This is a genomic window from Pseudonocardia sp. DxW, assembly GCF_058448985.1.
The window spans coordinates 20557-42167 of sequence record NZ_JBZFLK010000009.1 but is presented as its reverse complement, the minus strand read 5'-3'; the positions used below and the strand labels follow the sequence as shown (position 1 = coordinate 42167).

At 75.0% G+C, this 21611-nt stretch carries 20 protein-coding genes and 1 pseudogene; 11 read left to right on the top strand and 10 right to left on the bottom strand.

What is annotated here, in order from left to right; translation table 11 throughout:
• Window positions 1–7 precede the first annotated feature (7 nt).
• The 4 genes from ACVJO7_RS15635 to ACVJO7_RS15620 all read right to left on the bottom strand — a co-directional run bounded on the left by ACVJO7_RS15635 (window position 8) and on the right by ACVJO7_RS15620 (window position 6849).
• Entirely contained in the window at window positions 8–1087 is a 1080-nt protein-coding gene (locus tag ACVJO7_RS15635; protein ID WP_491673478.1) for an ABC transporter ATP-binding protein, read from the bottom strand.
• Window positions 1088–1185: 98 nt separating this feature from the next.
• The gene (locus ACVJO7_RS15630) at window positions 1186–4014 is read right to left on the bottom strand and encodes a putative bifunctional diguanylate cyclase/phosphodiesterase (protein ID WP_344029678.1); all 2829 of its coding nucleotides are present in this window, start codon (window positions 4012–4014) and stop codon (window positions 1186–1188) included.
• Between the two features lie 311 nt (window positions 4015–4325).
• Entirely contained in the window at window positions 4326–5504 is a 1179-nt protein-coding gene (locus ACVJO7_RS15625; RefSeq protein WP_491673477.1) for an NAD(P)-dependent malic enzyme, read from the bottom strand.
• A 253-nt stretch (window positions 5505–5757) separates the two neighbouring features.
• Window positions 5758–6849: a serine protease gene (locus ACVJO7_RS15620; RefSeq protein WP_491673476.1), complete on the bottom strand. Its 1092-nt coding sequence runs from the start codon at window positions 6847–6849 to the stop codon at window positions 5758–5760.
• A gap of 178 nt (window positions 6850–7027) precedes the next feature.
• Here ACVJO7_RS15620 and ACVJO7_RS15615 point away from each other — a divergent pair, with 178 nt between their 5' ends.
• Both ACVJO7_RS15615 and ACVJO7_RS15610 read left to right on the top strand, forming a co-directional pair.
• Window positions 7028–7645 carry a histidine phosphatase family protein gene (locus ACVJO7_RS15615; RefSeq protein WP_491673626.1) on the top strand — a complete coding sequence of 206 codons (618 nt, stop codon included), beginning with the start codon at window positions 7028–7030 and terminating at the stop codon, window positions 7643–7645.
• Window positions 7642–8127: a GNAT family N-acetyltransferase gene (locus ACVJO7_RS15610; RefSeq protein ID WP_491673475.1), complete on the top strand. Its 486-nt coding sequence runs from the start codon at window positions 7642–7644 to the stop codon at window positions 8125–8127. The genes ACVJO7_RS15615 and ACVJO7_RS15610 overlap by 4 nt, the downstream gene beginning before the upstream one ends.
• On the opposite strand, the gene ACVJO7_RS15605 is transcribed toward ACVJO7_RS15610, so the two are convergent.
• Window positions 8124–8552 carry a hypothetical protein gene (locus ACVJO7_RS15605; RefSeq protein ID WP_344029666.1) on the bottom strand — a complete coding sequence of 143 codons (429 nt, stop codon included), beginning with the start codon at window positions 8550–8552 and terminating at the stop codon, window positions 8124–8126. The two genes, ACVJO7_RS15610 and ACVJO7_RS15605, sit on opposite strands and share 4 nt — an antisense overlap.
• A gap of 68 nt (window positions 8553–8620) precedes the next feature.
• Here ACVJO7_RS15605 and ACVJO7_RS15600 point away from each other — a divergent pair, with 68 nt between their 5' ends.
• Complete coding sequence (locus ACVJO7_RS15600) at window positions 8621–9571, top strand: diacylglycerol/lipid kinase family protein (RefSeq protein WP_344029664.1); 951 nt, start codon at window positions 8621–8623, stop codon at window positions 9569–9571.
• 432 nt (window positions 9572–10003) lie between these two features.
• On the top strand, window positions 10004–10255 hold the full coding sequence (locus ACVJO7_RS15595) for a WhiB family transcriptional regulator (protein ID WP_043277332.1): 252 nt from the start codon (window positions 10004–10006) through the stop codon (window positions 10253–10255).
• Window positions 10256–10565: 310 nt separating this feature from the next.
• Here ACVJO7_RS15595 and ACVJO7_RS15590 read toward each other — a convergent pair whose 3' ends face one another.
• A complete protein-coding gene (locus tag ACVJO7_RS15590; RefSeq protein ID WP_491673474.1) occupies window positions 10566–12092 on the bottom strand; it encodes a sensor histidine kinase in 1527 nt (508 codons plus the stop codon).
• A gap of 92 nt (window positions 12093–12184) precedes the next feature.
• Here ACVJO7_RS15590 and ACVJO7_RS15585 point away from each other — a divergent pair, with 92 nt between their 5' ends.
• Window positions 12185–12259 (top strand): 50S ribosomal protein bL37, encoded by a 75-nt coding sequence (locus ACVJO7_RS15585; RefSeq protein ID WP_372447449.1) that lies wholly within the window; start codon window positions 12185–12187, stop codon window positions 12257–12259.
• An 88-nt stretch (window positions 12260–12347) separates the two neighbouring features.
• Here the strand turns inward: ACVJO7_RS15585 and rsrA are convergent, their stop codons facing one another.
• Both rsrA and ACVJO7_RS15575 read right to left on the bottom strand, forming a co-directional pair.
• A complete protein-coding gene (gene rsrA / locus ACVJO7_RS15580; protein WP_491673473.1) occupies window positions 12348–12716 on the bottom strand; it encodes a mycothiol system anti-sigma-R factor in 369 nt (122 codons plus the stop codon).
• The gene (locus ACVJO7_RS15575) at window positions 12713–13393 is read right to left on the bottom strand and encodes a sigma-70 family RNA polymerase sigma factor (protein WP_491673472.1); all 681 of its coding nucleotides are present in this window, start codon (window positions 13391–13393) and stop codon (window positions 12713–12715) included. Before ACVJO7_RS15575 ends, rsrA begins: the two co-directional genes overlap by 4 nt.
• Before the next feature lie 234 nt (window positions 13394–13627).
• On the opposite strand from ACVJO7_RS15575, the gene ybaK reads away from it, so the two are divergent.
• The 5 genes and pseudogenes from ybaK to ACVJO7_RS15550 all read left to right on the top strand — a co-directional run bounded on the left by ybaK (window position 13628) and on the right by ACVJO7_RS15550 (window position 18840).
• Complete coding sequence (gene ybaK, locus ACVJO7_RS15570; RefSeq protein ID WP_491673471.1) at window positions 13628–14107, top strand: Cys-tRNA(Pro) deacylase; 480 nt, start codon at window positions 13628–13630, stop codon at window positions 14105–14107.
• 85 nt (window positions 14108–14192) lie between these two features.
• The gene (locus ACVJO7_RS15565; RefSeq protein ID WP_491673470.1) at window positions 14193–14996 is read left to right on the top strand and encodes an SAM-dependent methyltransferase; all 804 of its coding nucleotides are present in this window, start codon (window positions 14193–14195) and stop codon (window positions 14994–14996) included.
• A 43-nt stretch (window positions 14997–15039) separates the two neighbouring features.
• A pseudogene (locus ACVJO7_RS15560) lies at window positions 15040–15855 on the top strand (PAS domain S-box protein); the annotation flags it as partial.
• Complete coding sequence (locus tag ACVJO7_RS15555) at window positions 15759–17285, top strand: putative bifunctional diguanylate cyclase/phosphodiesterase (protein WP_491673625.1); 1527 nt, start codon at window positions 15759–15761, stop codon at window positions 17283–17285. The pseudogene ACVJO7_RS15560 and the gene ACVJO7_RS15555, both read left to right, overlap by 97 nt.
• Window positions 17286–17424: 139 nt before the next feature.
• Window positions 17425–18840 (top strand): GntT/GntP/DsdX family permease, encoded by a 1416-nt coding sequence (locus tag ACVJO7_RS15550; RefSeq protein ID WP_491673469.1) that lies wholly within the window; start codon window positions 17425–17427, stop codon window positions 18838–18840.
• Window positions 18841–18853: 13 nt separating this feature from the next.
• Here ACVJO7_RS15550 and ACVJO7_RS15545 read toward each other — a convergent pair whose 3' ends face one another.
• On the bottom strand, window positions 18854–19456 hold the full coding sequence (locus ACVJO7_RS15545; RefSeq protein WP_491673468.1) for an alpha/beta hydrolase family protein: 603 nt from the start codon (window positions 19454–19456) through the stop codon (window positions 18854–18856).
• Complete coding sequence (locus tag ACVJO7_RS15540; protein WP_491673467.1) at window positions 19453–20280, bottom strand: SOS response-associated peptidase; 828 nt, start codon at window positions 20278–20280, stop codon at window positions 19453–19455. Before ACVJO7_RS15540 ends, ACVJO7_RS15545 begins: the two co-directional genes overlap by 4 nt.
• A gap of 35 nt (window positions 20281–20315) precedes the next feature.
• Here ACVJO7_RS15540 and aroA point away from each other — a divergent pair, with 35 nt between their 5' ends.
• Window positions 20316–21611 (top strand): 3-phosphoshikimate 1-carboxyvinyltransferase, encoded by a 1296-nt coding sequence (gene aroA / locus ACVJO7_RS15535; protein WP_491673466.1) that lies wholly within the window; start codon window positions 20316–20318, stop codon window positions 21609–21611.

The following is a 21611-nucleotide window of genomic DNA, read 5'->3' as shown; positions in this document are numbered from 1 at the left end:
CCGGTCCCTACGCGGCGGAGTCGTCGCGGGCGGCGGGCAGCGCGGCCAGCACCGCGTCGGCGGTCACCGACCCGGCGACCCGGCCGTCGGCGTCGACCGCGACGCCCTGCCCGGACGGCGAGGACAGCGCCGCGTCCAGCGCGCCGCGCAGCGAGCCGGAGCCGACCGCGTACAGCGAGCCGCCGGGGACGATCCCGTCCTCGGTGACGACGCCGTCGCCCGCCTCGACCCAGCCCAGCGGCCGGCCGGTGTCGTCCAGCACGACCGCCCAGCCCGAGCCGGGCCGCGGGTCGCCGACCGAGACCATGTCGAGGCTGCCGAGCGGGATCGCCTCGGAGGTGAGGAAGCCCAGGCCCCGGTAGCCGCGGTCGCGGCCGACGAAGGTGTCGACGAAGTCGTCGACCGGGCGGGACAGCAGCACGCCCGGCTCGTCGTACTGGGCGAGCCGGCCGCCGACCCGGAACACCGCCACCCGGTCGCCCAGCTTGATCGCCTCGTCGATGTCGTGGGTGACGAACACGATCGTCTTTCCGAGTTCGGACTGCAACCGCAGCAGCTCCTCCTGCAGACTCTCCCGGACCACCGGGTCGACCGCGGAGAACGGCTCGTCCATCAGCAGCACCGGCGGATCGGCGGCGAGCGCGCGGGCCACACCGACCCGCTGCTGCTGGCCGCCGGAGAGCTGGCTCGGGTAGCGGCCGGCCATCGCGGTATCCAGGCCGACCGTCTCCATCAGCTCCATCGCCCGGTCCCGGGCGGCCCGCCGGCCGGTGCCCAGCAGCATCGGCACGGTCGCGATGTTGTCCACCACGGTCCGGTGCGGGAACAGCCCGGCCTGCTGGATGACGTAGCCGATGCCGCGGCGCAGCTCGGCCGGATCGGCGGCCAGAACGTCCTGCCCGTCGACCCGGAGCTCGCCGGAGGTCGGCTCGACCATCCGGTTGATCATCCGTAGCGAGGTGGTCTTGCCGCAGCCGGACGGCCCGACGAACACCGTGATCCGCCCCTGCTCGGCCACCAGGTCCAGCTCGTCGACGGCGACCGTCCCGTCCGGAAAGCGCTTCGTGACGCCCCGGAACTCGATCATCGCGGGCTCCCCCTGCCCCCGGCGGCCGCCCGGCCGGCAGCCGCCTGTTGCGGGCACGGTAACCCGGACCACCGACAGCGGCGACCGCTCCCGGCGGCCTACCAGGCGCCCGGGGTGCCGCCGGGCGGGGTTCCGGTGGTGGCGGGGGTCGGGAGCCCGCCACCGCGCAGCACCCGGTGCAGGTCCTCCGGGCGCAGCGAGCGGGCGAACAGCCAGCCCTGGAACGCGTTCACCCCGAGCCCGCGCAGCACGTGGAACTGCTCGGCGGTCTCGACGCCCTCGGCGACGGTGGCGCGGCCCATCGCCCTGGCCACCTCGACGACGGCGCGGGCCAGCGCGAAGTCGGCCGGGTCGGTGCCGACGCCGGTGACGAAGGCGCGGTCCACCTTGACAGTCTGCGCCGGCAGCTCCTTGAGCCGGGCCAGCGAGGAGTAGCCGGTGCCGAAGTCGTCGACGGCGAAGCGGACGCCGCGGCGCACCAACTCGCTCATCGCGTCCAGCGCCGGGCGCGGCAGCGCGACCAGGCTGGTCTCGACCAGCTCCAGGACCAGCTGGTCCCAGCCCAGCCCGGAGGACTCGACGACGGCGGTCACCTCGTCGAGGAAGGCCGGATCGGCGGGCAGCAGGCCGGCCAGGTTCACCGCGACGGCGATCCGCTGGCCGTGCCGCGGCCAGGTGGCGGCCTCGGCGGCGGCGGTGCGCAGCACCCACAGGTCGAGATCGCGCTGCAGGCCGCTGCGCTGCGCGACCGGCAGGAACTCGCCCGGCGAGACCTCCCCGTGCACCGGGTGCGACCAGCGCAGCAGCGCCTCGGCGGACAGCACGGTGCCGTCCGGCGCGACGACCGGCTGGTACTCCAGGCGCAGCGCGTCGGACTCGATGGCGGCGCGCAGCTCCGCCTCCAGCTCCAGCTGCCGGCAGGCCGGGCCGACGGTGCCGCGATCGGCGATCGCGACGGTGCCGCGGCCGCGCTGCTTGGCCTGCTGCACGGTGACCTCGGCGGAGCGCAGCAGGTCGTCGCCGCGCGGCGGGTGCGGCCCGGCGGGCACCGCGTCCGGGGTGGCGACCCCGACCGAGGCGGTCAGCGTGACCGGCCGCCCGCCGACGGTGACGGTGCCGCGCAGCAGCTCCGCGACGGTCGCGCCGAGCGCCTGCGGGCCACCCGCGGCGTCGACGTCGGAGCAGACGACGGCGAACTCGTCGGCGGACAGCCGGCCCGCCGTGCACAGCGGCGGGAGATCGCGCTGCAGCCGGCCGGCGAGCTCGACCAGCAGGGCGTCGCCGTCGGAGTGCCCGAGGCCGGTGTTGACCCGGGCGAAGTCGTCGACGTCGCCGACGACCACCGCGACCCGTCCGGCGTCCGGCCCGGCCAGCGCCCGGTCGGCCACCTCGAGCAGGCCCGCCCGGTTCGGCAGCCGGGTCAGCGGGTCGACGGTGTTCGCCTCGCGCAGCACGTCGGCGGCGCGCCGGCGCTCGCCCACGTCGGTGACCACGAGCAGCCAGAACGGCCTGCCGTCGTCGGACGGGGCCGCGTTGACGACGACCTCGCAGTCCACCCGGGTGCCGTCGGCGCGCAGCAGCGGCAGCGAGTCGATCCGGTAGGTCGACTCCGGGTCGGACGGCGCGCGCAGCCAGTCCGGCAGGCCGTTGCGGTCGCCGGACTGCGGCTCCGCGGACAGGCTGCGGGCCGGGACGCCGCGCAGCGTCTCCAGGTCGGCGTCGAGCAGCCGGCACAGCGCCGGATTGGCGTCGACGATCCGGCCGCGGCCGTCGAGCATCGCGACGCCGGTGGTGATGGTGGCGACCAGCTCGGCGAACCGCTGGCCGGAGCGCTGGGCGCGGGACTCGGCGCGCCGCCGGTCGGTGACGTCCTGCACGGTGCCGATCAGCCGCAGCGGCGCGCCACCGGGGGTCCGGTCGATCCGGGTCCGGCAGGACAGCACCGCGCCGCCCTCGGGCCGGATCTCCGACGAGTGAGCGGGACGGCTCGCGGTCGACAGCTCCTCCGGGCCGCGGCGCAGCAGCCGGCAGACCCGCTCGACCTGCTCGCCCTCGATCGGCCCGTCGGCGCCGTCGGGGCGCACGCCCAGCGAGCGGTACAGCTCGACCAGGCCCTCGCTGCGGGTGAGCGTGCCGGCCTGCAGGTCGAAGGTCCAGGTGCCGGACCGGGTGGCGCGCTCCAGGTCCAGCGCGGGCGCCTCGTCGGACGGGGCCGCCGTCGCGTCCGGGAACGCGGTGAGCAGCACGACGGTCCGGTTGCCCGGCTGCGGCCAGCGGACCACCTTCACCCGGGCCAGCCTGCGGTCGGCACGGACCAGGCGGGCGTCGGAGTCGGGGCCGACCAGCAGCTGCGGCAGCTTCATCCCGGTCGGGTCGGCCGACCCGGCGAGGCGGCGCAGCGCGGCGTTGGTGTGCAGCACGATCCCGGCGGCGTCGCAGAGCAGCGCGGGCGACGGCGGGAGCTGCACCGCCGAGTGGTCGGCCGGGTCGGGCCTGCCGTCCGGGGCCGCGGCGGGCGGCTGCGGGCGGCGGGCGGTGGGCGAGGGCCGCGGGGTCGGGCGGGGCCTGCCGAACGGCGGCTCACCGAACCCGGCGCCGGCGACGTCCGGGGCGTCCGTGCCGGCCGGCCCGTCGAACGGGGCGGCCGGATCCGGGCCCGGGCCGGGATCGGCGGCCGGCACGTCGGCGACCGGCACGTCGGCGGGATCGGCGTACGGGCCGCGGTCCGGCGCGGGGCGCACCCGGCCGGCCCGGCCGCCGCCCGGGCCGGCGAAGGCCCGTGCGAGGTCACCGGCCAGCCCGGCGGGCCGGTCCGCGTCGCGGGTCGTCCGGGATGTCGGCTCGACCGGGTCGACACCCGGTTCGCCGGCGACATCCTGGGACGCACCACCCGGACGATGTCCCGCCCGCGGTTCCACCTCGGCCACGCCGGCCTCCGTTCCGTTCGGCAGCTCCACCCGCTCAACGAGATGCCGGGCCGGGCGATCCGCCCCGGTAGCCCGATCGAGCGACCCTGCACAGCGGGTAATGCCGCCAATCGGACCAATCCGACCGGCCCGTCACCGGCGCAGCGTTGGTGACCGGGTGTTTGGTCACGCCGAAGGGATCCGTCCGTTCGGCGAGCGGTGGCAATGAACTTGACCTACAGTGAACAACCGCTCACAGCGGGGCGTGCCGTTCGGCGCAGCGACCGTACGTGCACGCTGCGTGACCCGATTGCCCGGTGCCGACGGCCGGTTCAGCGGGCCCCGTCGCCGGTGACGGCGGCCCGGGCGACGGCCGCCGCCACCGCGGGCGCCACCCGCGGATCGAACGGCCCGGGGACGATGCTGGTCGGCGACAGCTCGTCGGCGACCACGTCGGCGATCGCCGTCGCCGCGGCCACCTTCATGCGGTCGGTGATCCGCCGGGCGTTCGCGTCCAGCGCCCCGCGGAAGATCCCCGGGAACGCCAGCACGTTGTTGATCTGGTTCGGGAAGTCGCTGCGCCCGGTCGCGACGATCGCCGCGTGCCGCGCGGCGACGTCCGGGTGCACCTCGGGATCGGGGTTGGACAGCGCGAACACCATCGCCTCCGGAGCCATCGTGGCCAGCAGCTCCTCCGGCAGGGTGGCGCTGGACAGGCCGACGAAGACGTCCGCACCGGCGAGCGCCTCGGCGATCCCGCCGGTCACCGCGCGCGGGTTCGTCACCGCGGCCAGCTCCGCCTTCACCCCGCCGCGGGCGGCGTCGACGATCCCGCGGGAGTCGAGCAGCACCACGTCCGACGCGCCGGCGGCGAGCAGGATCCGGGCGCAGGCGATCCCGGCGGCCCCCGCACCGGAGATGACGATCCGCAGGTCGCGCAGCGCACGGTCCTGCACCCGGCAGGCACCGTTCAGCGCCGCCAGCAGGACCACGGCGGTGCCGTGCTGGTCGTCGTGCATCACCGGGCAGTCCAGCGCCTCGATCAGCCGGCGCTCCAGCTCGAAGCAGCGCGGCGCCGCGACGTCCTCCAGGTTGACCGCGCCGAAGGTGGGCCGCAGCCGGACCAGCGTCTCGACGATCTCGTCGACGTCGGTGGTGTCGAGCACCAGCGGGATCGAGTCCAGCCCGGCGAACGACTTGAACAGCGCCGACTTGCCCTCCATCACCGGCAGCGACGCGCGCGGGCCGATGTCGCCGAGCCCGAGCACCGCGGTGCCGTCGCTGACCACGGCGACCAGCCGGTGCGCCCAGGTGTAGCGGGCGGCCAGGGCCGCGTCGTCGGCGATCGCCCGGCACACGTCCGCGACCCCGGGCGTGTAGGCGATGGACAGATCGCGGGCGTCGGCCAGCGGTGCGGTCAGACCGGTCGCCAGCTTGCCGCCCTCGTGCGCGCCGAACACCTCGTCCCGCGCGGGGGCGGTGGTTCCGGGCCGGTCCTGGGCGAGCGTCATCGAAGACTCCATACGTGAGGTACGTGAGCGGCGCCGGAGCGGGCGGCGCCTGCCGTTGCACCGGGGGTCGCGGGGTCGTCGACCTGCTCTCGGTGCCGGACGGCCATCCCGGCGGCCGGGGCCGGATGCGGCCCCGCGCCGGGACACGGCTGTCGGGTCTGGGCCGGAGTCTAACCGGGACACCGGCGGGTTCCGCGCGTCCCGCGCCGCCGGAGTGGGCATGGGCACAGGACGCGCGTACGGCGCCGGCGGTTCAGCGCAGCGGCACCGGCCGCACCTCGGGCAGCGGCCGCTCCGGGACGGCGGGCAGCTCGGTCAGCGGCATCCCGCGCGGGGTGAACCCGGCGGTGCCCGGGACCAGCTCGACCGGCCCCAGCGTGCCGAACGCGGCGGCGTAGCCGAGCGCCTGGGCGATGTCGGTGACCCCGTTCGTCGCGGTCGGCAGCATCAGGCTGGACAGCACCCCGAACGCGCGTCCCTGCGCGTCGAGGTAGCCGGCGCCGGAGTCCCCCGGCACGCCCGGCGGGAGCGTGGCGACGACGTGCGTGCGCGGGCCCTCCGGCCTGCCGAACGACACGCCCTGCTTGAACGGCGTCGGCGCGGCCTGGTTCGGCTGGTAGCTGTAGACCCGGTCACCGCCCGCGGTGCCCGCCGCGTTCAGCCCGGACGGGCCGCCGAAGCCGGGCACCGTCGGGTCGGCGACCGCCGCGGCGGACGGGCCGAGCTCGATCAGCGCGAAGTCGTTGTAGAGGCAGAGCTGCGGGTCGCGCTCCCCGCGCTCCTGCATCACCGCCCAGGAGTTGTAGGCGACCCGGCCGCTGTGCACGGTGCCGTCCCGGCCGACGATCCCGACCTCGGTGCCGTGCGGCTGCACCGGCTCCACGCAGCCGTCGACCGAGGACCGCGCGCTCTCCGCCACCATGCAGTGCGCGGCCGTGCCGAGGTAGAGCGCCCCGGCCGGGACGCGTCGGTGCACCGGCCCGTCGTCGTCGCGCTGCCCGTCGGCCGCCCCGGCCGCGGTGTAGAGGAAGTTGGCGGTGCACAGCTCAGCCCCGCCGGCCACCGGGGTGGCGATCTGCACGCCCGGGCCGATCCCGGCGCCGGCCGGCTGCGCCGCCGGAACCGCCGGAACCGCCGGCGCGGACTGCGCGGCCGGGAGAACGACCGCCGGGCCCGCGGCGAGCGGGACCGCGGCAGCCACACCGGCAGCGGCCGGCACCGCGGCAGCCGCACCGGCGCCGCCCGGATCGGCGGCGGCCGCGCCGAACGCGGCGGCGAGGACCAGGCCGGCGGCGGTGCCGAGCCCGGCGATCCGCCGGGCGGCCCGGCGGGGGTGCTGCGACATGTCACTCCTCGGGAACGGACGGGACCGGCCCCATCTCACCGGACCGACCGGCCGCGCCGGGCCGGCGCCACGACCGACGACCCGGTCGGGTGGGACACCGACCCGTCCGGGTGACCCGGCGCCACCCGGGGCCACTCGCGGAGGACCGCGGGCACCCGCCGTCCGGGTAGCGTCGGCGATCGTGAGCGACGACGACCCCCGCGGCCGGATCCTGCTGCTCCGGCACGGCGAGACCGAGTGGTCCCGGACCGGGCGGCACACCGGGCGGACCGACATCGGGCTCACCGACGACGGCCGGGACGCCGCCTGCGCGGTGCGCGACGCGCTGGCCCTGGTCCGGCACGCCGCGCCGCCGGCCCGGGTCCTCTGTTCCCCGCGCACGCGCGCGCGGGACACGGCCGCGCTCGCCGGGCTCACCGTGGACGCGATCGACGACCGGCTCGCCGAGTGGGACTACGGCGACGCCGAGGGCCGCACCACCCCGCAGATCCGCGAGACGCTGCCCGGCTGGACCATCTGGGACGGCCCGTGGCCGGGCGGCGAGACGCCGGACGACGTGTGCCGGCGGGCCGACGCCGTGCTGGCCGAGGCGCGCACCCTGCTCGACGGTGGCGACGTCGTCCTGGTCGGGCACGGCCACTTCTCGCGGGTGCTGACCGCGCGCTGGATCGGCCTCCCCGCCACCGGCGGGGTGCACGTGGCGATGGACCCGGCCGGGGTGACGGTCCTCGGCTTCGAGCGCGGCGTCCCGCGGCTGGACCACGTCAACCAGCGCCCGACCCGGGGTCCGCGGTGAGCGGGGTCCGGGCGGCCGGGCCCGGCGACGTCGCGGCCGTCGTGGCGCTGGTGCACGAGCTCGCCGAGTACGAGAAGGCCGCCGACGAGTGCCGGCTCACCGACGACCGGCTGCACGCCGCGCTGTTCGGCCCGGACCCGTCGGCCGCCGCGCTGGTCGCCACCACCGCCGACGGCGCGGTGGTCGGCACCGCGATCTGGTTCCGCACCTTCTCCACCTGGGAGGGGGTCGCCGGGATGCACCTGGAGGACCTCTACGTCCGCCCGGCGCACCGCGGCGAGGGGCACGGCCTGCGGCTGCTCGCCGCGCTGGCTGCGGAGTGCACCCGGCGCGGCTGGGCCAGGCTGGAGTGGAACGTCCTGGACTGGAACGAACCGGCGATCGGCTTCTACCACGCGATCGGCGCCGGGCCGAACGACGGCTGGACGACCTACCGGCTCACCGGCGGCCCGCTCGCGGCGCTCGCCGGCCGGGCCGGCTAGGAACCGGGCTCGTCCTCGCCGAGCGCCCAGCGCTTGGACTGCTCGCTGATCAGCAGCATGAAGGTGAGCACCACGTACAGCCCGCAGACGATGCCCCATAACAGCTGCCGGGACGGCCCGAGCAGGCTGTAGACGACCGGCAGCAGCAGCAGCTGCACCACGATCGCCGGGGTGCGGCAGCCGTGCAGGCCGCGGACCAGGCCGTAGCCGATGCCGACGACGGCGCCGCCCATCAGCAGGAAGATCCCGGACTCGGCGAGGCCATAGTACAGCCGGGGGCCACCCGCCTCGAACGCCCGCAGGCCCAGCACGACGGCCACCACCACGCCGACCACGCCCTGCACGGCCACCAGCAGGCCGGACACCTTCACGTTCTCCGGCACGCGCGGCGCGGCGGGGACGTCGTTGCGCTGCTCCTCGGCCACGGCTCCGAGGATAGGCAGCACGCACCCGCCCGGACCCGCCGGGCGGCGGTGGTCGTTACAGTCGGCCCGTGCGCGCGCTGCTCGTGGTCAACCCGCAGGCCACGTCGACGACGGCGGCCGGCCGGGACGTGCTGACCAAGGCGCTGGCCAGCGAACTCAAGCTGGACGTGCTGCAGACCCGCTACCGGGGGCACGCCGCGGAGGCCACCGCGGCGGCCGTCGCCGACGGGGTCGAGCTGGTGGTGGCGCTCGGCGGCGACGGCACGGTCAACGAGGTCGTCAACGGGCTGCTCGCCGCGCAGACCGGCACCGGGAGCGGCCCGCCCCGGCCGGACCCGGACGCCACCGCGATGCTGGCCGTGGTGCCCGGCGGCTCGGCGAACGTGTTCGCCCGCGCCCTGGAGATGCCGCGCGACCCGGTCGAGGCGACCGGCCACGTGCTGACCGCGCTCGCCGCCCGGCGGCGCAGGCTGGTCGGCCTCGGCCACGCCGACGACCGGTGGTTCACCTTCAACGCGGGCATGGGCTGGGACGCCGAGGTGGTCGCCGCCGTCGAGCGGGCCAGGGCGCAGGGGTACGAGGCCAGCCCCGGCCGGTACGCGATCACCGCGATCGGGCAGTACCTGGCCCAGCTGCACCGGCCGCCGTCGATGACGGTGCAGATCCCGGGGGCCGCGCCGCTGGGCGGGGTGCGGCTGGCGTTCGTCTCGAACACCGACCCGTGGACCTACCTGTCGGGCCGCGCGGTCCGGACGAACCCCCGCTCGTCGTTCGGCAGCGGGCTCGGGCTGTTCGCGCTGACCGGCCTGGGGCCCAGGACGATCGCGACGACGCTGCGTCAGATGCTGGCTGCCGACGGTGACCCGCACGGCAGGCACGTCGTGCGCCACGACGCCGTCCCCCAGGTCAGGATCACCTCCGATCGGCCGCTGGCGCTGCAGCTGGACGGCGACCACCTGGGCGAGCGGACCGACGTGGAATTCCTGAGCGTGCCGGGAGCGTTACGCGTCGTCGTGTGAGACGGGCAGTTCGTCGCGCCCCGTGCGGGCGCTCTCACACGCCGGAGTGAGCAACCCCGCCATTCACCGATGTGAGCGGACCGTCGGTCCCGTTGGGGCTTACACCAGCCCAAACCGGTGATCCAAGGTGGTCCCTACGCAAGCGGGAGGCCCCGGGCAACGCCGCCAGGGGGGTGTCGGGTACTACACGGGATTCGGGTGGCCGTTTCCGTGTCGGACAGGGACACTGGTTCTCAGGAACCGGCCCGCGGCTGAAAAGTTCGGGGCACAGGTCTGTCGTGCGCGAGCGGCTATGAGGCCACTCACGTATCCGATGAGCAGTTTCCCGTTGAGGACCGCCGGAGCTCGTGAAAGTATTCACAAGCTCCGAACACGGACGTAACAGATGACGATCGGCGCGACCCCGATCGCGCACCAGAGGAGAAAGCAATCATGGACTGGCGTCACGACGCGATCTGCCGCGACGAGGACCCGGAGCTCTTCTTCCCCGTCGGCACCAGCGGCCCCGCCCTGATGCAGATCGCCGAAGCGAAGAGCGTGTGCCGGCGTTGCCCGGTCACCGAGTCGTGCCTGCAGTGGGCTCTCGAGTCCGGGCAGGACGCGGGTGTCTGGGGCGGCATGAGCGAGGACGAGCGGCGCGCCCTGAAGCGGCGCAGCACCCGCCCGCGCGCCCGCACCGCCTGATCGCACGGGTCGAAGAAGTAGAGAAGTAGCTCCCCGACCTCGGGCCCGTAGCCGGACGCCACCGGCCACGGGCCCGAGGTGCGTTCGGGGTGATCTGCCACCCCGCGTGACCTGTCCACCACGGTGCCGGCGCGACCACGGCACCGGGATCAACGGCCACGGGTCGAGGGTATCCGGTGCCGCCAGCGGGCCCGCTCACGCCCCGGGTCACCCGCAGTGACCGATGCGGTCACCCGGCGCACCGGACCGACCGCCCGGGGACGATCCGGCCCGCGACCGTTGCGACCACCGGGCCCGGACGTGCCGCCGCTCAGCCGCCACCCAGCGGCAGCCGGATCAGCGCCACCGTCCCGCCGCCGTTCCGCGCGGAGACGGTGATCGTCGCCTCCAGCTCCGAACTCAGCAGCGTGCGCACGATCTGCAGGCCCAGGCCCTTCGACTGCTCGAAGTCGAAGTCGGCGGGCATCCCGTGCCCGTCGTCGGCCACCGACACCTCGAGCCGGCTCGCCGACCGTCGCGGACTGACCACCACCTCACCGGCGACGCCCGGGTCGTAGGCGTGCGCCAGCGCGTTGTGCACCAGCTCGGCCAGCACCAGCACCAGCGGGGTGGCCTTGCCCGCGGGCAGCGCGCCGAACCCGGCGTCCACCCGGACCCGGGCTCGCGACTCGGTGGTCGCGCCGTCCCGGATGGCGGGCAGCACCTTCGGCAGCAGTTCGTCGAGCTCGACGACCTCGGCCACCGAGTAGGCCAGCGCCTCGTGCACCAGCGCGATCGAGGTGACCCGGCGGACCGACTCCTCGAGCGCCCGGCTGGCCTCCGGGTGCTCGCTGCGCCGGGCCTGCAGCCGGAGCAGCGCCGCGACGGTCTGCAGGTTGTTCTTCACCCGGTGGTGGATCTCCCGGATGGTGGCGTCCTTGGACATCAGCGCCGCGTCCCGGCGACGCAGGTCGGTGACGTCGCGGACCAGCACCAGCGCACCGGCGGCGTCACCGCGCGGGCGCAGCGGCAGCGCGCGGACCAGCATCGTCGCCCGCCTGCCCTTGATCTCCATCCGGCTCGACGGGATGCCGGCCAGCGCGTCGGCGATCCGGGCGGCGACGTCCTTGGCGTCGAACGGGTCGAGCACCAGCGCCCTGGTCACCGCGGTCAGGTCGGCCCCGGCGACGTCGCTGGCGTGGCCCATCCGGTGGTACGCCGACAGCGCGTTGGGGCTGGCGTAGGCGACGTTGCCGTGCGCGTCCAGCCGGACCAGGCCGTCACCGGCGCGCGGGCTGCCCTCCGCGCTGCCGGGCGGCCCGGACTGCGGCGGGAAGGTGCCGTCCACGATCATCTGGCACAGGTCCGACGCGCTGCCCAGGTAGGCGATCTCCAGCGGGGAGGGCACCCGGGGGGTCGACAGGTTCGTGTCCCGGGACAACACCGCGACGGTGCGGCCGTGGTAGCGGACCGGGATGGTCTCCCGGCGCACCGGCACCTCCAGGTGCCAGCGCGGGTCGTCGTCCCGGCAGATGCGGCCCTCCAGCACCGCCCGGCGCAGCTGGCCGACCTCCACCGGGGCGGCCCGGCGGCCGACGACGTCGTCCGGGTGCGCGGTGGGCGCGGTGGTCGGCCGGGCCTGGGCCACGCACAGGAACTGGGCGGTGGACGTCCGCGACGATCCCTCGGCGGTGAAGTCGGTGGCCGCGTGCAGGTCGTCCAGCGGCACCCACAGCAGGAAGTCGGCGAACGACATGTCGGCGAGCAGCTGCCACTCCCCCACCACCCGCTGGAGGTGGTCGGCGGTCTCGCCGTCCATCGTCGTGTGCTCGGCGAGCAGCTGGCTGAGCGTGGTCACGGTCGCCCATCCCACCACATGCGAGAATCACGGCCACGAGCTCCCGCGGCACCGCCGCGGAACCGTGACCCCTGAGGAGAGGAGGGCCGATCATGTCGAAGCGTGCCCGCAAGCGCCGCGACCGCGGCAAGAAGAAGGCGAACCACGGCAAGAAGCCGAACACCTGAGTCGCCGTCCGAACGTGCGAAGGGCGGGTACCGGTCCCGGTACCCGCCCTTCGTGCGTGCTGTCGTGCGTGCTGTGCTCACGCCGCGCTCAGCCCTCGCGCCGGTACTCCGTGCGCCGCCGGGACACCGAGACGCTGGTGCCCTCCTGGCCGGACTCGACCCGCACCTGCGCCTGCTCCAGCACCGCCGAGCGGATCTGGGTGCGGAGCCGGTCCTTCAGGGCCTCCGGCGCCGACTCCCCGCCGCACTTGCGGGCCAGCAGGGCCTTCAGCTTCTCGTCGATGCCGTACTCGGCCAGGCAGGGCGCGCACTCGTCGAGATGGTGCTGCAGCAGCCGCCTGCGCTCCTGGTCGCACTCGCGGTCCAGGAACAGCCACACCTCCGCGAGCACCTCGCTGCAGCCTGCGGTGTCACCGGCCAGCGGGTTGCGCTCGGCGGGAACCTCCTCGGCGCTCACGACGCCGTCACCTCCTGGCTGCCCGCCCCGCGCACGAAACCGCGGTCGCGGGCGACATCGGTCAGCATGTCCCGCAGCTGGCGCCTGCCCCGGTGCAGCCGGGACATCACGGTGCCGATCGGGGTGCCCATGATCTCGGCGATCTCCTTGTAGGCGAACCCCTCGACGTCGGCGAGGTACACGGCCATCCGGAAGTCCTCCGGCAGCGCCGAGAGGGCCTCCTTCACGTCGTCATCGGGCAGCGCGTCCATCGCCTCGACCTCGGCCGAGCGCAGGCCGGTGGACGTGTGCTCGCCCGCCTGGGCCAGCTGGTAGTCCGTGATCTCGTCGGTCGGCGCCTGCAGCGGCTGGCGCTGACGCTTGCGGTACCCGTTGATGTAGGTGTTGGTCAGGATCCGGTACAGCCAGGCCTTCAGGTTCGTCCCGCGGCGGAACGAGCCGAAGGCCGAGTACGCCTTCAGGAACGTCTCCTGCACCAGGTCCTCGGCGTCGGCCGGGTTCCGGGTCATCCGCAGCGCGGCACCGTAGAGCTGGTCCAGCAGCGGCATCGCGTCCCGCTCGAAGCGGGCGGTGCGCTCCTCGACCGTCTCGTCCTCCGGCGCCCGGTTGCCCTCGGCATCGGCGGTGCCGACCTCCTCGACCGGCTCGTTCCCGGACCGATCCGGCTGTTCTGACAAGGGTCCCCTCTCCAGTGACACGGACCGCGCGCCGGTGCGGGTCACCGGCGCGGCGGTCGTGTCGGAGGGTACGCGTCCCCACCGGTTCCGTCCGGCCTCGGACGCCCGGGGGGCCTCCATCACTGCTGTCGTCACACCACCGGGAACGTCACGCGCCGGAACGGCATTCCCGTAGGTTGCCCGCGACGGCCGCGGCGGGCGGGGCCGTCGGCGAGTGCGGGAGGTCGGGCGGACATGGCGGGCAGGGGCACCCCGGCGACGGCGTTGCTGGTGCGACGCGGGATCACGCACCGGGTGCACAGCTACACCCACGACGACCGGGAGACCGGGTACGGCCCGGGGGCGGCCCGGGCGATGGGCCAGGACCCGGACCGGGTGTTCAAGACGCTCGTCGCGGTCGTCGACGGCGCCATGACGGTCGGGATCGTGCCGGTGTCGGCGCAGCTCGACCTGAAGGCGCTGGCCGCGGCGGTGGGCGGCAAGCGGGCGGCGATGGCAGAGATCGCCGACGCCGAGCGGACCACCGGCTACGTGGCGGGCGGGATCTCGCCGCTCGGCCAGCGCAGGCGCCTGCCCACCGTGCTCGACGCGTCGGCGGCCGGGTTCGGCACGATCTACTGCTCCGGCGGCCGGCGCGGGCTGGAGATCGAGCTCGCCCCGGACGACCTGGTGTCACTCACCGGGGCCACTGTCGCCACGATCGCGCTGTACTGAGCGGCGCGTACCCCCTCAGGGCGCCGTCCGGCCAGTAGGGTTCCCCTTGGTCGAAAGACGTCGAATCCGTTGCGGGGAGCACAGAATGGACCGGCCGGCGTGGGCACCCGACGAGGTGGACATGAACCGTCCCAGCGTCGCCCGGGTCTACGACTACTACCTCGGTGGCTCGCACAACTTCGAGGCCGACCGGCGGTTCGCCGAGCAGATCCTCGGCGTGCTGCCGGAGATGGCGTCGGTCGCCCAGGCGAACCGGGCGTTCCTGCGCCGGGCCGTGCGCCACCTGTGCGCGCAGGGGGTGACCCAGTTCCTCGATCTCGGCTCGGGCATCCCGACCGCGGGCAACGTGCACGAGATCGCGGCCGCCGAGATCCCGGACGCCCGGGTGCTCTACGTCGACAACGACCCGATCGCGGTGGTGCACAGCCGGGCCCTGCTCGGCGACGACGACCGCACCGAGGTGCTCGCCGCCGACCTGACCGACCCGGCCAAGGTGCTGGACAACCCGCTGACCCGCTCGCACCTCGACTTCTCCCGGCCGATCGCGGTGCTGCTGGTGTCGGTGCTGCACTTCGTGCCCGACGAGGCCCGCCCGGCCGAGCTCGTGCGCACCTACCTGGGCGCGGCACCCCCGGGCAGCTACCTGGTGATCAGCCACGCGACCGCGGAGGGCGGGCACGCGGGCGCGGACGAGGCGCAGAGCATCTACAACCGGGACCGCTCGCCCAATGCGATGCGGATGCGCTCCACCGAGGAGCTCACCGCGCTGTTCGGCGACCTGGAGCTGCTGGACCCCGGCGTCGTCCGGATCCCGTTGTGGCGGCCGGAGTCCCCGGTCGGGCCGGAGGTCCAGCGCTATCCGGGGCTGGCCGGCGTGGCACGCCGCTGAGGTCGCCCGACCGGCGACACGACATGCAGGACAGGAGGCGGACGTGGGCGATGCCGCACCGGCGGGCACGGGCGAGGTCCGGCCCGACCCGGGCGTGGAGCGGCTGACCGACGCCTGGGTCGCCGCGATCCACGCCCGTGGGTTCGTCTCGGCCGGGCGGGCCGAGCTGCGCTCCGTGCTGGCCGGTGCCGCCTACTGGATCGCCGCCGTCGTCGACGGGCGGGCCGAGATCGAGACCGCCCGGGAGATCGGCGCCGAGCTGATCGCCGCGCACCTGACCGACACGGCGGCGCTGCGCTGCTCGCTGGACGTGCTGGCCACCCACTTCGCCGACCGGATCGCCGATCCGGTCCGACTGCGCCGCTTCACCGCCGCGGTCGGCGCGCTGTCCGCGGGCTACGCGCGCACCCTGCAGCAGCGGACCCGCACCGAGCAGGAGCGGATCAGCGCAGCCGCGTTCGCCGCCCGCGGCGCCGCGGAGGACGCCCGGTGGCGCTCGGAGGCCCGCTACGGCGCGGTGTTCGAGCACGCGGTGCTCGGGATCAGCGTGTCCGACGCGGGCGGGCAGATCCTGGAGGCGAACCGGGCGCTCGCCGAGATGCTCGGGTACCCGCCGGACGAGATCGTCGGGCGCTCGGTCTTCGAGTTCATCCATCCCGAGGACACCCCCGAGATGTGGCCGAAGATCCAGGCCATGCTGGCCGGCCGGGTCGGCCACGTCCGGATGGAGAAGGCGTACTTCGGCAAGGACGGGCGGCAGGTCTGGACCGAGCTGGTCGTCTCGCTGATCCGGGACCGGGACGGCGCCCCGCGCTACCTGGTCGCGATGGTCGCCGACGTCACCGAGCGGCACCTGCTGCAGTCCCGGCTGCTACACCAGGCCGAGCACGATCCGCTACCGGGCTGCCGAACCGGGCGCTGTTCTTCAGCAGGCTCACCACCGCGCTGGAGGCGCTGGACCCCGGCGGCGCCACCGTCGGCGTCTGCTACCTGGACCTGGACGGCTTCAAGGCGGTCAACGACACCCTCGGGCACGACGCGGGCGACCAGCTGCTCACCGCCGTCGCGCACCGCATGCAGGCCGAGCTCGGGAGCCTCGGGCACACCGTCGCCCGGATGGGCGGCGACGAGTTCGTCGTGCTCATCGAGCAGTGCACCGGCCCGGAGCAGCTGACCGCGGTCGCCCAGCAGGCGCTGGAGACCGTCCGGCGGCCGGTGTCGCTGCGCGGCCGCGAGATCGTGGTGTCCGCCAGCATCGGCGTCGTGTCCTGGCCGGTGCCGGCCTGCGACGGCGATCCCGCCCCGCGCGACGACGGCGCCGCCGCGCTGATGCAGGCCGCGGACACCACCATGTACTGGGCCAAGCGCGACGGGCGGGACCGGATCGCCGCCTTCGACCCGCAGCGGCACCGGCACGACGTGCACCTGTTCGAGCTGGCCGGCCGGATGCCCGGCGCGCTGGAGCGCGGCGAGTTCGACCTGGAGTACCAGCCGCTGGTGTCGTTCGCCGACGGCCGGGTGACCGGGGTCGAGGCGCTGGCCCGGTGGCGGGCGGCCGACGGCGAGAAGCTGGGGCCGGACCTGTTCATCCCGCTGGCCGAGCAGACCGGCCTGATCGTCCCGCTCGGCCTGTACCTACTGCGCCGGGCCTGCTCCGAGGCCCGCGCCTGGGCCGACGCCGATCCGGCGCGCCGGTTCGTGCTCAGCGTCAACGTGGCAGGCCGCCAGCTCCGCCAGGACGACGCCGTGCGGCGGATCGTGGAGATCCTCGGCGAGACCGGGTGGCCGGCCAGGGCGCTGCAGCTGGAGCTGACCGAGAGCGACCTGATGTCCGCGGGCGGGCGGCCGATCGCGGCCCTGGAGGAGCTGTCCCGGCTCGGCGTGCGGATCGCGATCGACGACTTCGGCACCGGCTACTCGAACCTGGCCTACCTGCACCGGCTTCCGGTCGACGTGCTGAAGCTCGCCGGGTCGTTCGTCTCGGCGAAGGGCCCGATGCCGGCCCGGGCGGACCGGCATCCCGGCCGCGACCTGGACAGCCCGGTCGTGCTGTCGGCGATGATCGAGCTCGCGCACGGCCTCGGGCTGGAGGTGGTCGCCGAGTCGGTGGAGACCGCCGAGCAGGCGGCCCGGCTGCGGTCGCTGGGCTGTGACACCGGCCAGGGCTGGTACCTGTCGGCGCCGCTGCACCCGGCGGACGTCCCCCCGGCACTGGACCGGCGCAGCCCCGTCATCCACGGCCAGCCTTCGAGACGCCGAACGGACCAGCGGGATCATCCGATTGATTGACAGGGTCGTTGATATCGACGAGCCTCGGTGACGGGGACGCACGATGGTGGCGCATGCCGTCACCATCGGTCAGCGTCCGACCGGTTCGCTGCACGGCGACCACTCCGCTCGACGACGAACGGAAGGACACGCCACCATCATGAGCGTCGTCGCCCTCATCGGTATCGCGATCGCGGCGGTCGCGCTGCTCCTCGCACTGATCATCTGGCTGAAGGTCCCGGCCTTCCTGGCGCTGCTGATCGTCGCCGTCGCGACCGCGCTCGCCGGCGGGATGTCCCCGGCCGACATCATGCCCACCGTCATCGAGGGCATGGGCAGCACGCTCGGCAACGTCGCGCTCCTGGTCGGGTTGGGAGCGATGCTCGGCGCCGTCGTGGAGAAGACCGGGGGCGCCCGGGTCCTCGCCGAGCGCTTCACCCGGCGGCTCGGTCCGGAGCGGGTGGGGCCGGCGCTGATCGTCGTCTCCTCGATCGTCGTCATCCCGATCTTCTTCGACGTCGCCTACATCATCCTGCTGCCCATCCTGTTCAGCTTCGCCAAGGCGGCCGGACACGTTACTCCGGTCGTCGTCGGCGTCCCGGTCGGCGGGATCATGGCCCTGATCCACGGCCTCGTCCCGCCGCATCCCGGGATCACCGGGGGCGCGACCCTGGTCGGCGCCGACATCGGCCTGGTCGTGCTCGTCGGTCTCCTGATCGCCGTGCCACTCGGTGTGCAGGCCTACTACGTCGGACGGCTGATGTTCGCCGGCCGCGAGTTCCGGGTGGACGCCGATGTCCAGCGACGGTTCGACGAGTCGGCCGGGGCCGGATCCGCCCGGTCGGACGGCGACCCGGGTGGCGACACCGACGACGCGGACACCGCACCCGGGTCCGACGGCGGACCGGCACCGTTCACGGTCGCCGCGATGATCCTGGTCCCGGTCGTCCTGATCGCGATCGGCACGATCAGCGAGCTGGCGCTGGAGGACGGATCGACGCTGCACGGTGTCACCTCACTGGTCGGTTCCCCGGCATTCGCGCTGCTGCTCGCCGTCGTCCTCAGCAGTCTCGTGCTGGGCGTGCGGCACGGCTGGTCGATGGACCGGCTCGGCTCGCTGATGAACGCCGCACTGGCCCCCGCCGCCATCGTCGTCTTCGTCACGGGCGCCGGTGGGGTGTTCGCCGAGGTGCTCTCCGAGAGCGAGATCGGCGACAGCGTCTCCGGCGTGCTCGTCGAGTCCGGCGTGCCGGTCCTGCTGCTCGCGTTCCTGCTCGCCACGATCTTCCGGGTGGCCCAGGGCTCGGCGACCGTCGCCACGCTGGCCGCCGCCGGCCTGGTGCAGTCGACCGTGGCCGCCGGGGACTTCACGAGCCTGCAGGTCGTGCTCATCGTGCTGGCGATCGGCTGTGGCGCGTCGTCGTTGTCCCACGTCAACGACTCCGGGTTCTGGATCGTCACCCGCCTGCTCGGCCTGTCGGTCGCCGACGGCCTGCGCACCTGGACGGTGATGATGACCGCCCTCAGCTGGACCGGGATGCTGATGGTGAGCGGATTGTGGCTGCTCGTGTCCTGAGCCGGGAGACCGGTCAGCCGAGGGTGCCGACCAGCCAGTCGCGGACCGCCGCGGCCAACCCGGCCGGGTCCTTGTTCAGGCGGTGGTCTCCGTCGAGCAGCACCACCCGGCGGCCGGGCCCCTTGTCCGGGATCCCGAACCGGTCGCTGCGGCCCTGCACGACGAGCACCGGCACCCCGGCACCGGCCAGCTCGGGCAGCCGGGTCCGCTCGGGCCTGCCCGGCGGGTGCAGCGGGAAAGCCAGGCACAGCACGGCGGCCGCGCCGGTGGCCGCGGCGGTGCGGCAGGCCACCCGGGCGCCGGAGCTGCGCCCGCCCTGGACCAGCGGCAGGTCGCCGCGGACCGCGGCGGCGACCGCCAGCCACGCCTCGTCGAGGTGCCCGGCCGGGGCCGGGGCGCGCCGGCCCGCCACCCGGTAGGGCTGCTCGACCAGCCCGACGTCGAACCCGGCGCCGGTGGCCGCGCCGGTCGCGGCCACCAGGTCGGGTGCGTCGACGCCGCCGCCGGCACCGTGCCCGAGCAGCAGCAGCCCGCGCGGCGCGCCGGACGCCGCCGGATGCCGGGTCACCCGGGCCGCGCCGCGCGGGGTGTCGATCTCCTCGATGGTCCCGCTCACGAGAGCAGGTCGAGCTGGATCGGCTCCCGCACCTGGTCGGCGGGCAGCTCCGCCAGCAGCTCGGGGCCGTTGTTGCGGACGCTGTTGACCTGCGACGACACCGGCCGGATCGCCAGCGTCGCGACCAGCTCCGGGGTGGGCGGGGTGAGCAGCGCGGCGACCCGCCCGTCGGCCGCCGCGGCGTCCGGGTCCAGCCAGGCGTCCCAGTCGCCGGGGGCGAGCACCAGCGGCATCCGGTCGTGCACCTGGGCGAGCGGGCCGACTGCCTCGGTGGTGAGCACGCAGGCGGTCACCAGGCCGTCCGGGTACTTCTCGAGGAGCTCGCCGCCGGCGTCCGGCTTCGGGCGCCAGAACTCCCAGATCCCGGCCATCGCCAGGGTCGCGCCGTCGGCGTAGCCGGTGAAGTAGGGCTGCTTGGTCGGCTTGCCCGAACCGCCCTCCGCCTTCGGCACGGCGTCCCGGCGCTGCCACTCGTACCAGCCGTCGGCCGGGAACAGGCAGCGCCGGGAGGCGACGGCGCGGCGGAACGCAGGCTTCTCGGCGACCGTCTCGGAGCGGGCGTTCACCATCCGGGCGCCCGCCGAGGGGTCCTTCGCCCAGAACGGCACCAGGCCCCACCGGACGGTGCGCAGCGACCGCTCGGTGACGGCCGGATCGGGCTCGCCGTCGTCGTCGCGCGGGTGCCGCTGCACGACGACGATGATGTCCTTGGTCGGCGCGATGTTGTAGTCCGGCCGCTGCGACGACTCCGCCGTGGCGTCCACGGCGTGGAACTCGTCGGCCAGGTCGGCGGGGGCCTTCGTGGAGGCGTAACGGCCGCACATGCGTCCCATCCTTCCACGTGGGGAAAGATGGGACCGTGAGCTCTTGGTCCGCACCCACGCCCGCCGCCCCGGTGACCGGCACCGTCTCGGTGCCCGGTTCGAAGTCGGTCACCAACCGGGCGCTGCTGCTCGCCGGGCTCTCCGGCGGCGTCTGCCGGGTCGACGGCGCCCCGCCGACCCGCGACACCACCCTGATGACCGGCGCGCTGACCGCGCTCGGCGTGCCCGTCACCACCGAGGGCGACACGGTGCGGACCGGCGCGCACGGCGGGCTGCGCGGCGGCACGCCCGAGTTCCCGGCGGAGGTCGACTGCGGGCTGGCCGGGACGGTCATGCGGTTCGTCCCGCCGGCCGCCGCGACCGCGCGCGGCGCGGTGCGGTTCGACGGCGACCCGCGCGCCCGGGAACGCCCGATGGGCACCGTGCTCGACGCGCTGCGCACCCTCGGCGCCCGGATCGAGGGGGACGCGCTGCCGTTCCGGCTCGACGGCGACCGGCCGGCCCACGGCGGCGAGGTCACGATCGACGCGTCGGCGTCGTCCCAGTTCGTGTCCGGGCTGCTGCTCTCCGGCGCCCTGTTCGAGCGCGGGGTGACGGTCCGGCACGCCGGCCCGCCGGTGCCGTCGCTGCCGCACATCGCGATGACCGTCGACATGCTGCGGACGGCCGGCGTCACCGTGCACGACGACGAGCCGGACAGCTGGCGGGTGGAACCCGGCCCGATCGCGGTGCGGGACTGGGCGATCGAGCCGGACCTGTCGAACGCCGCGGTGTTCCTGGCGGCGGCCGCCGTGACCGGCGGCCGGGTGACGGTGCGCGGCTGGCCGGCCGGGAGCACCCAGCCCGGCGCGCACGTACTGCCGGTGCTGGAACGGTTCGGCGCCCGGATCGCGACCGGACCGGACGGGCTCACCGTCACCGGCCCGGACCGGCTGTCCGGGATCGACGTCGACCTGCGCGACGCCGGCGAGCTGGCCCCCACCGTCGCCGCGGTCGCCGCGCTGGCCGGCGGGGTGTCCCGGCTGCGCGGCATCGGGCACCTGCGCGGCCACGAGACCGACCGGCTCGCCGCGCTCGCCACCGAGATCACCGCGCTCGGCGGCTCGGTCACCGAGACCGACGACGGCCTGGTGATCGACCCGAAGCCGCTGGCCGGGCGGCCGGACCGGCCGTGGGGCGCCTACGCCGACCACCGGATGGCGACCGCGGGCGCGATCATCGGGCTGGTGGTGCCGGGCGTCGCGGTGGACGACATCGGCTGCACCGACAAGACGATCCCGGACTTCCCCGGCCGCTGGTCGGCGCTGCTCGGGATCGCCGAGGGGCGCTGA

Excerpts from the sequence above, each read along its gene's own strand:
- ACVJO7_RS15550 (WP_491673469.1), top strand. The coding sequence starts at position 17,425 with ATGAGCGTCGTCGCCCTCATCGGTATCGCGATCGCGGCGGTCGCGCTG.
- ACVJO7_RS15635 (WP_491673478.1), bottom strand. The coding sequence starts at position 1,087 with ATGATCGAGTTCCGGGGCGTCACGAAGCGCTTTCCGGACGGGACGGTC.
- ACVJO7_RS15540 (WP_491673467.1), bottom strand. The coding sequence starts at position 20,280 with ATGTGCGGCCGTTACGCCTCCACGAAGGCCCCCGCCGACCTGGCCGAC.
- ACVJO7_RS15620 (WP_491673476.1), bottom strand. The coding sequence starts at position 6,849 with ATGTCGCAGCACCCCCGCCGGGCCGCCCGGCGGATCGCCGGGCTCGGC.
- ACVJO7_RS15565 (WP_491673470.1), top strand. The coding sequence starts at position 14,193 with ATGGACCGGCCGGCGTGGGCACCCGACGAGGTGGACATGAACCGTCCC.
- ybaK (WP_491673471.1), top strand. The coding sequence starts at position 13,628 with ATGGCGGGCAGGGGCACCCCGGCGACGGCGTTGCTGGTGCGACGCGGG.
- ACVJO7_RS15595 (WP_043277332.1), top strand. The coding sequence starts at position 10,004 with ATGGACTGGCGTCACGACGCGATCTGCCGCGACGAGGACCCGGAGCTC.
- ACVJO7_RS15625 (WP_491673477.1), bottom strand. The coding sequence starts at position 5,504 with ATGACGCTCGCCCAGGACCGGCCCGGAACCACCGCCCCCGCGCGGGAC.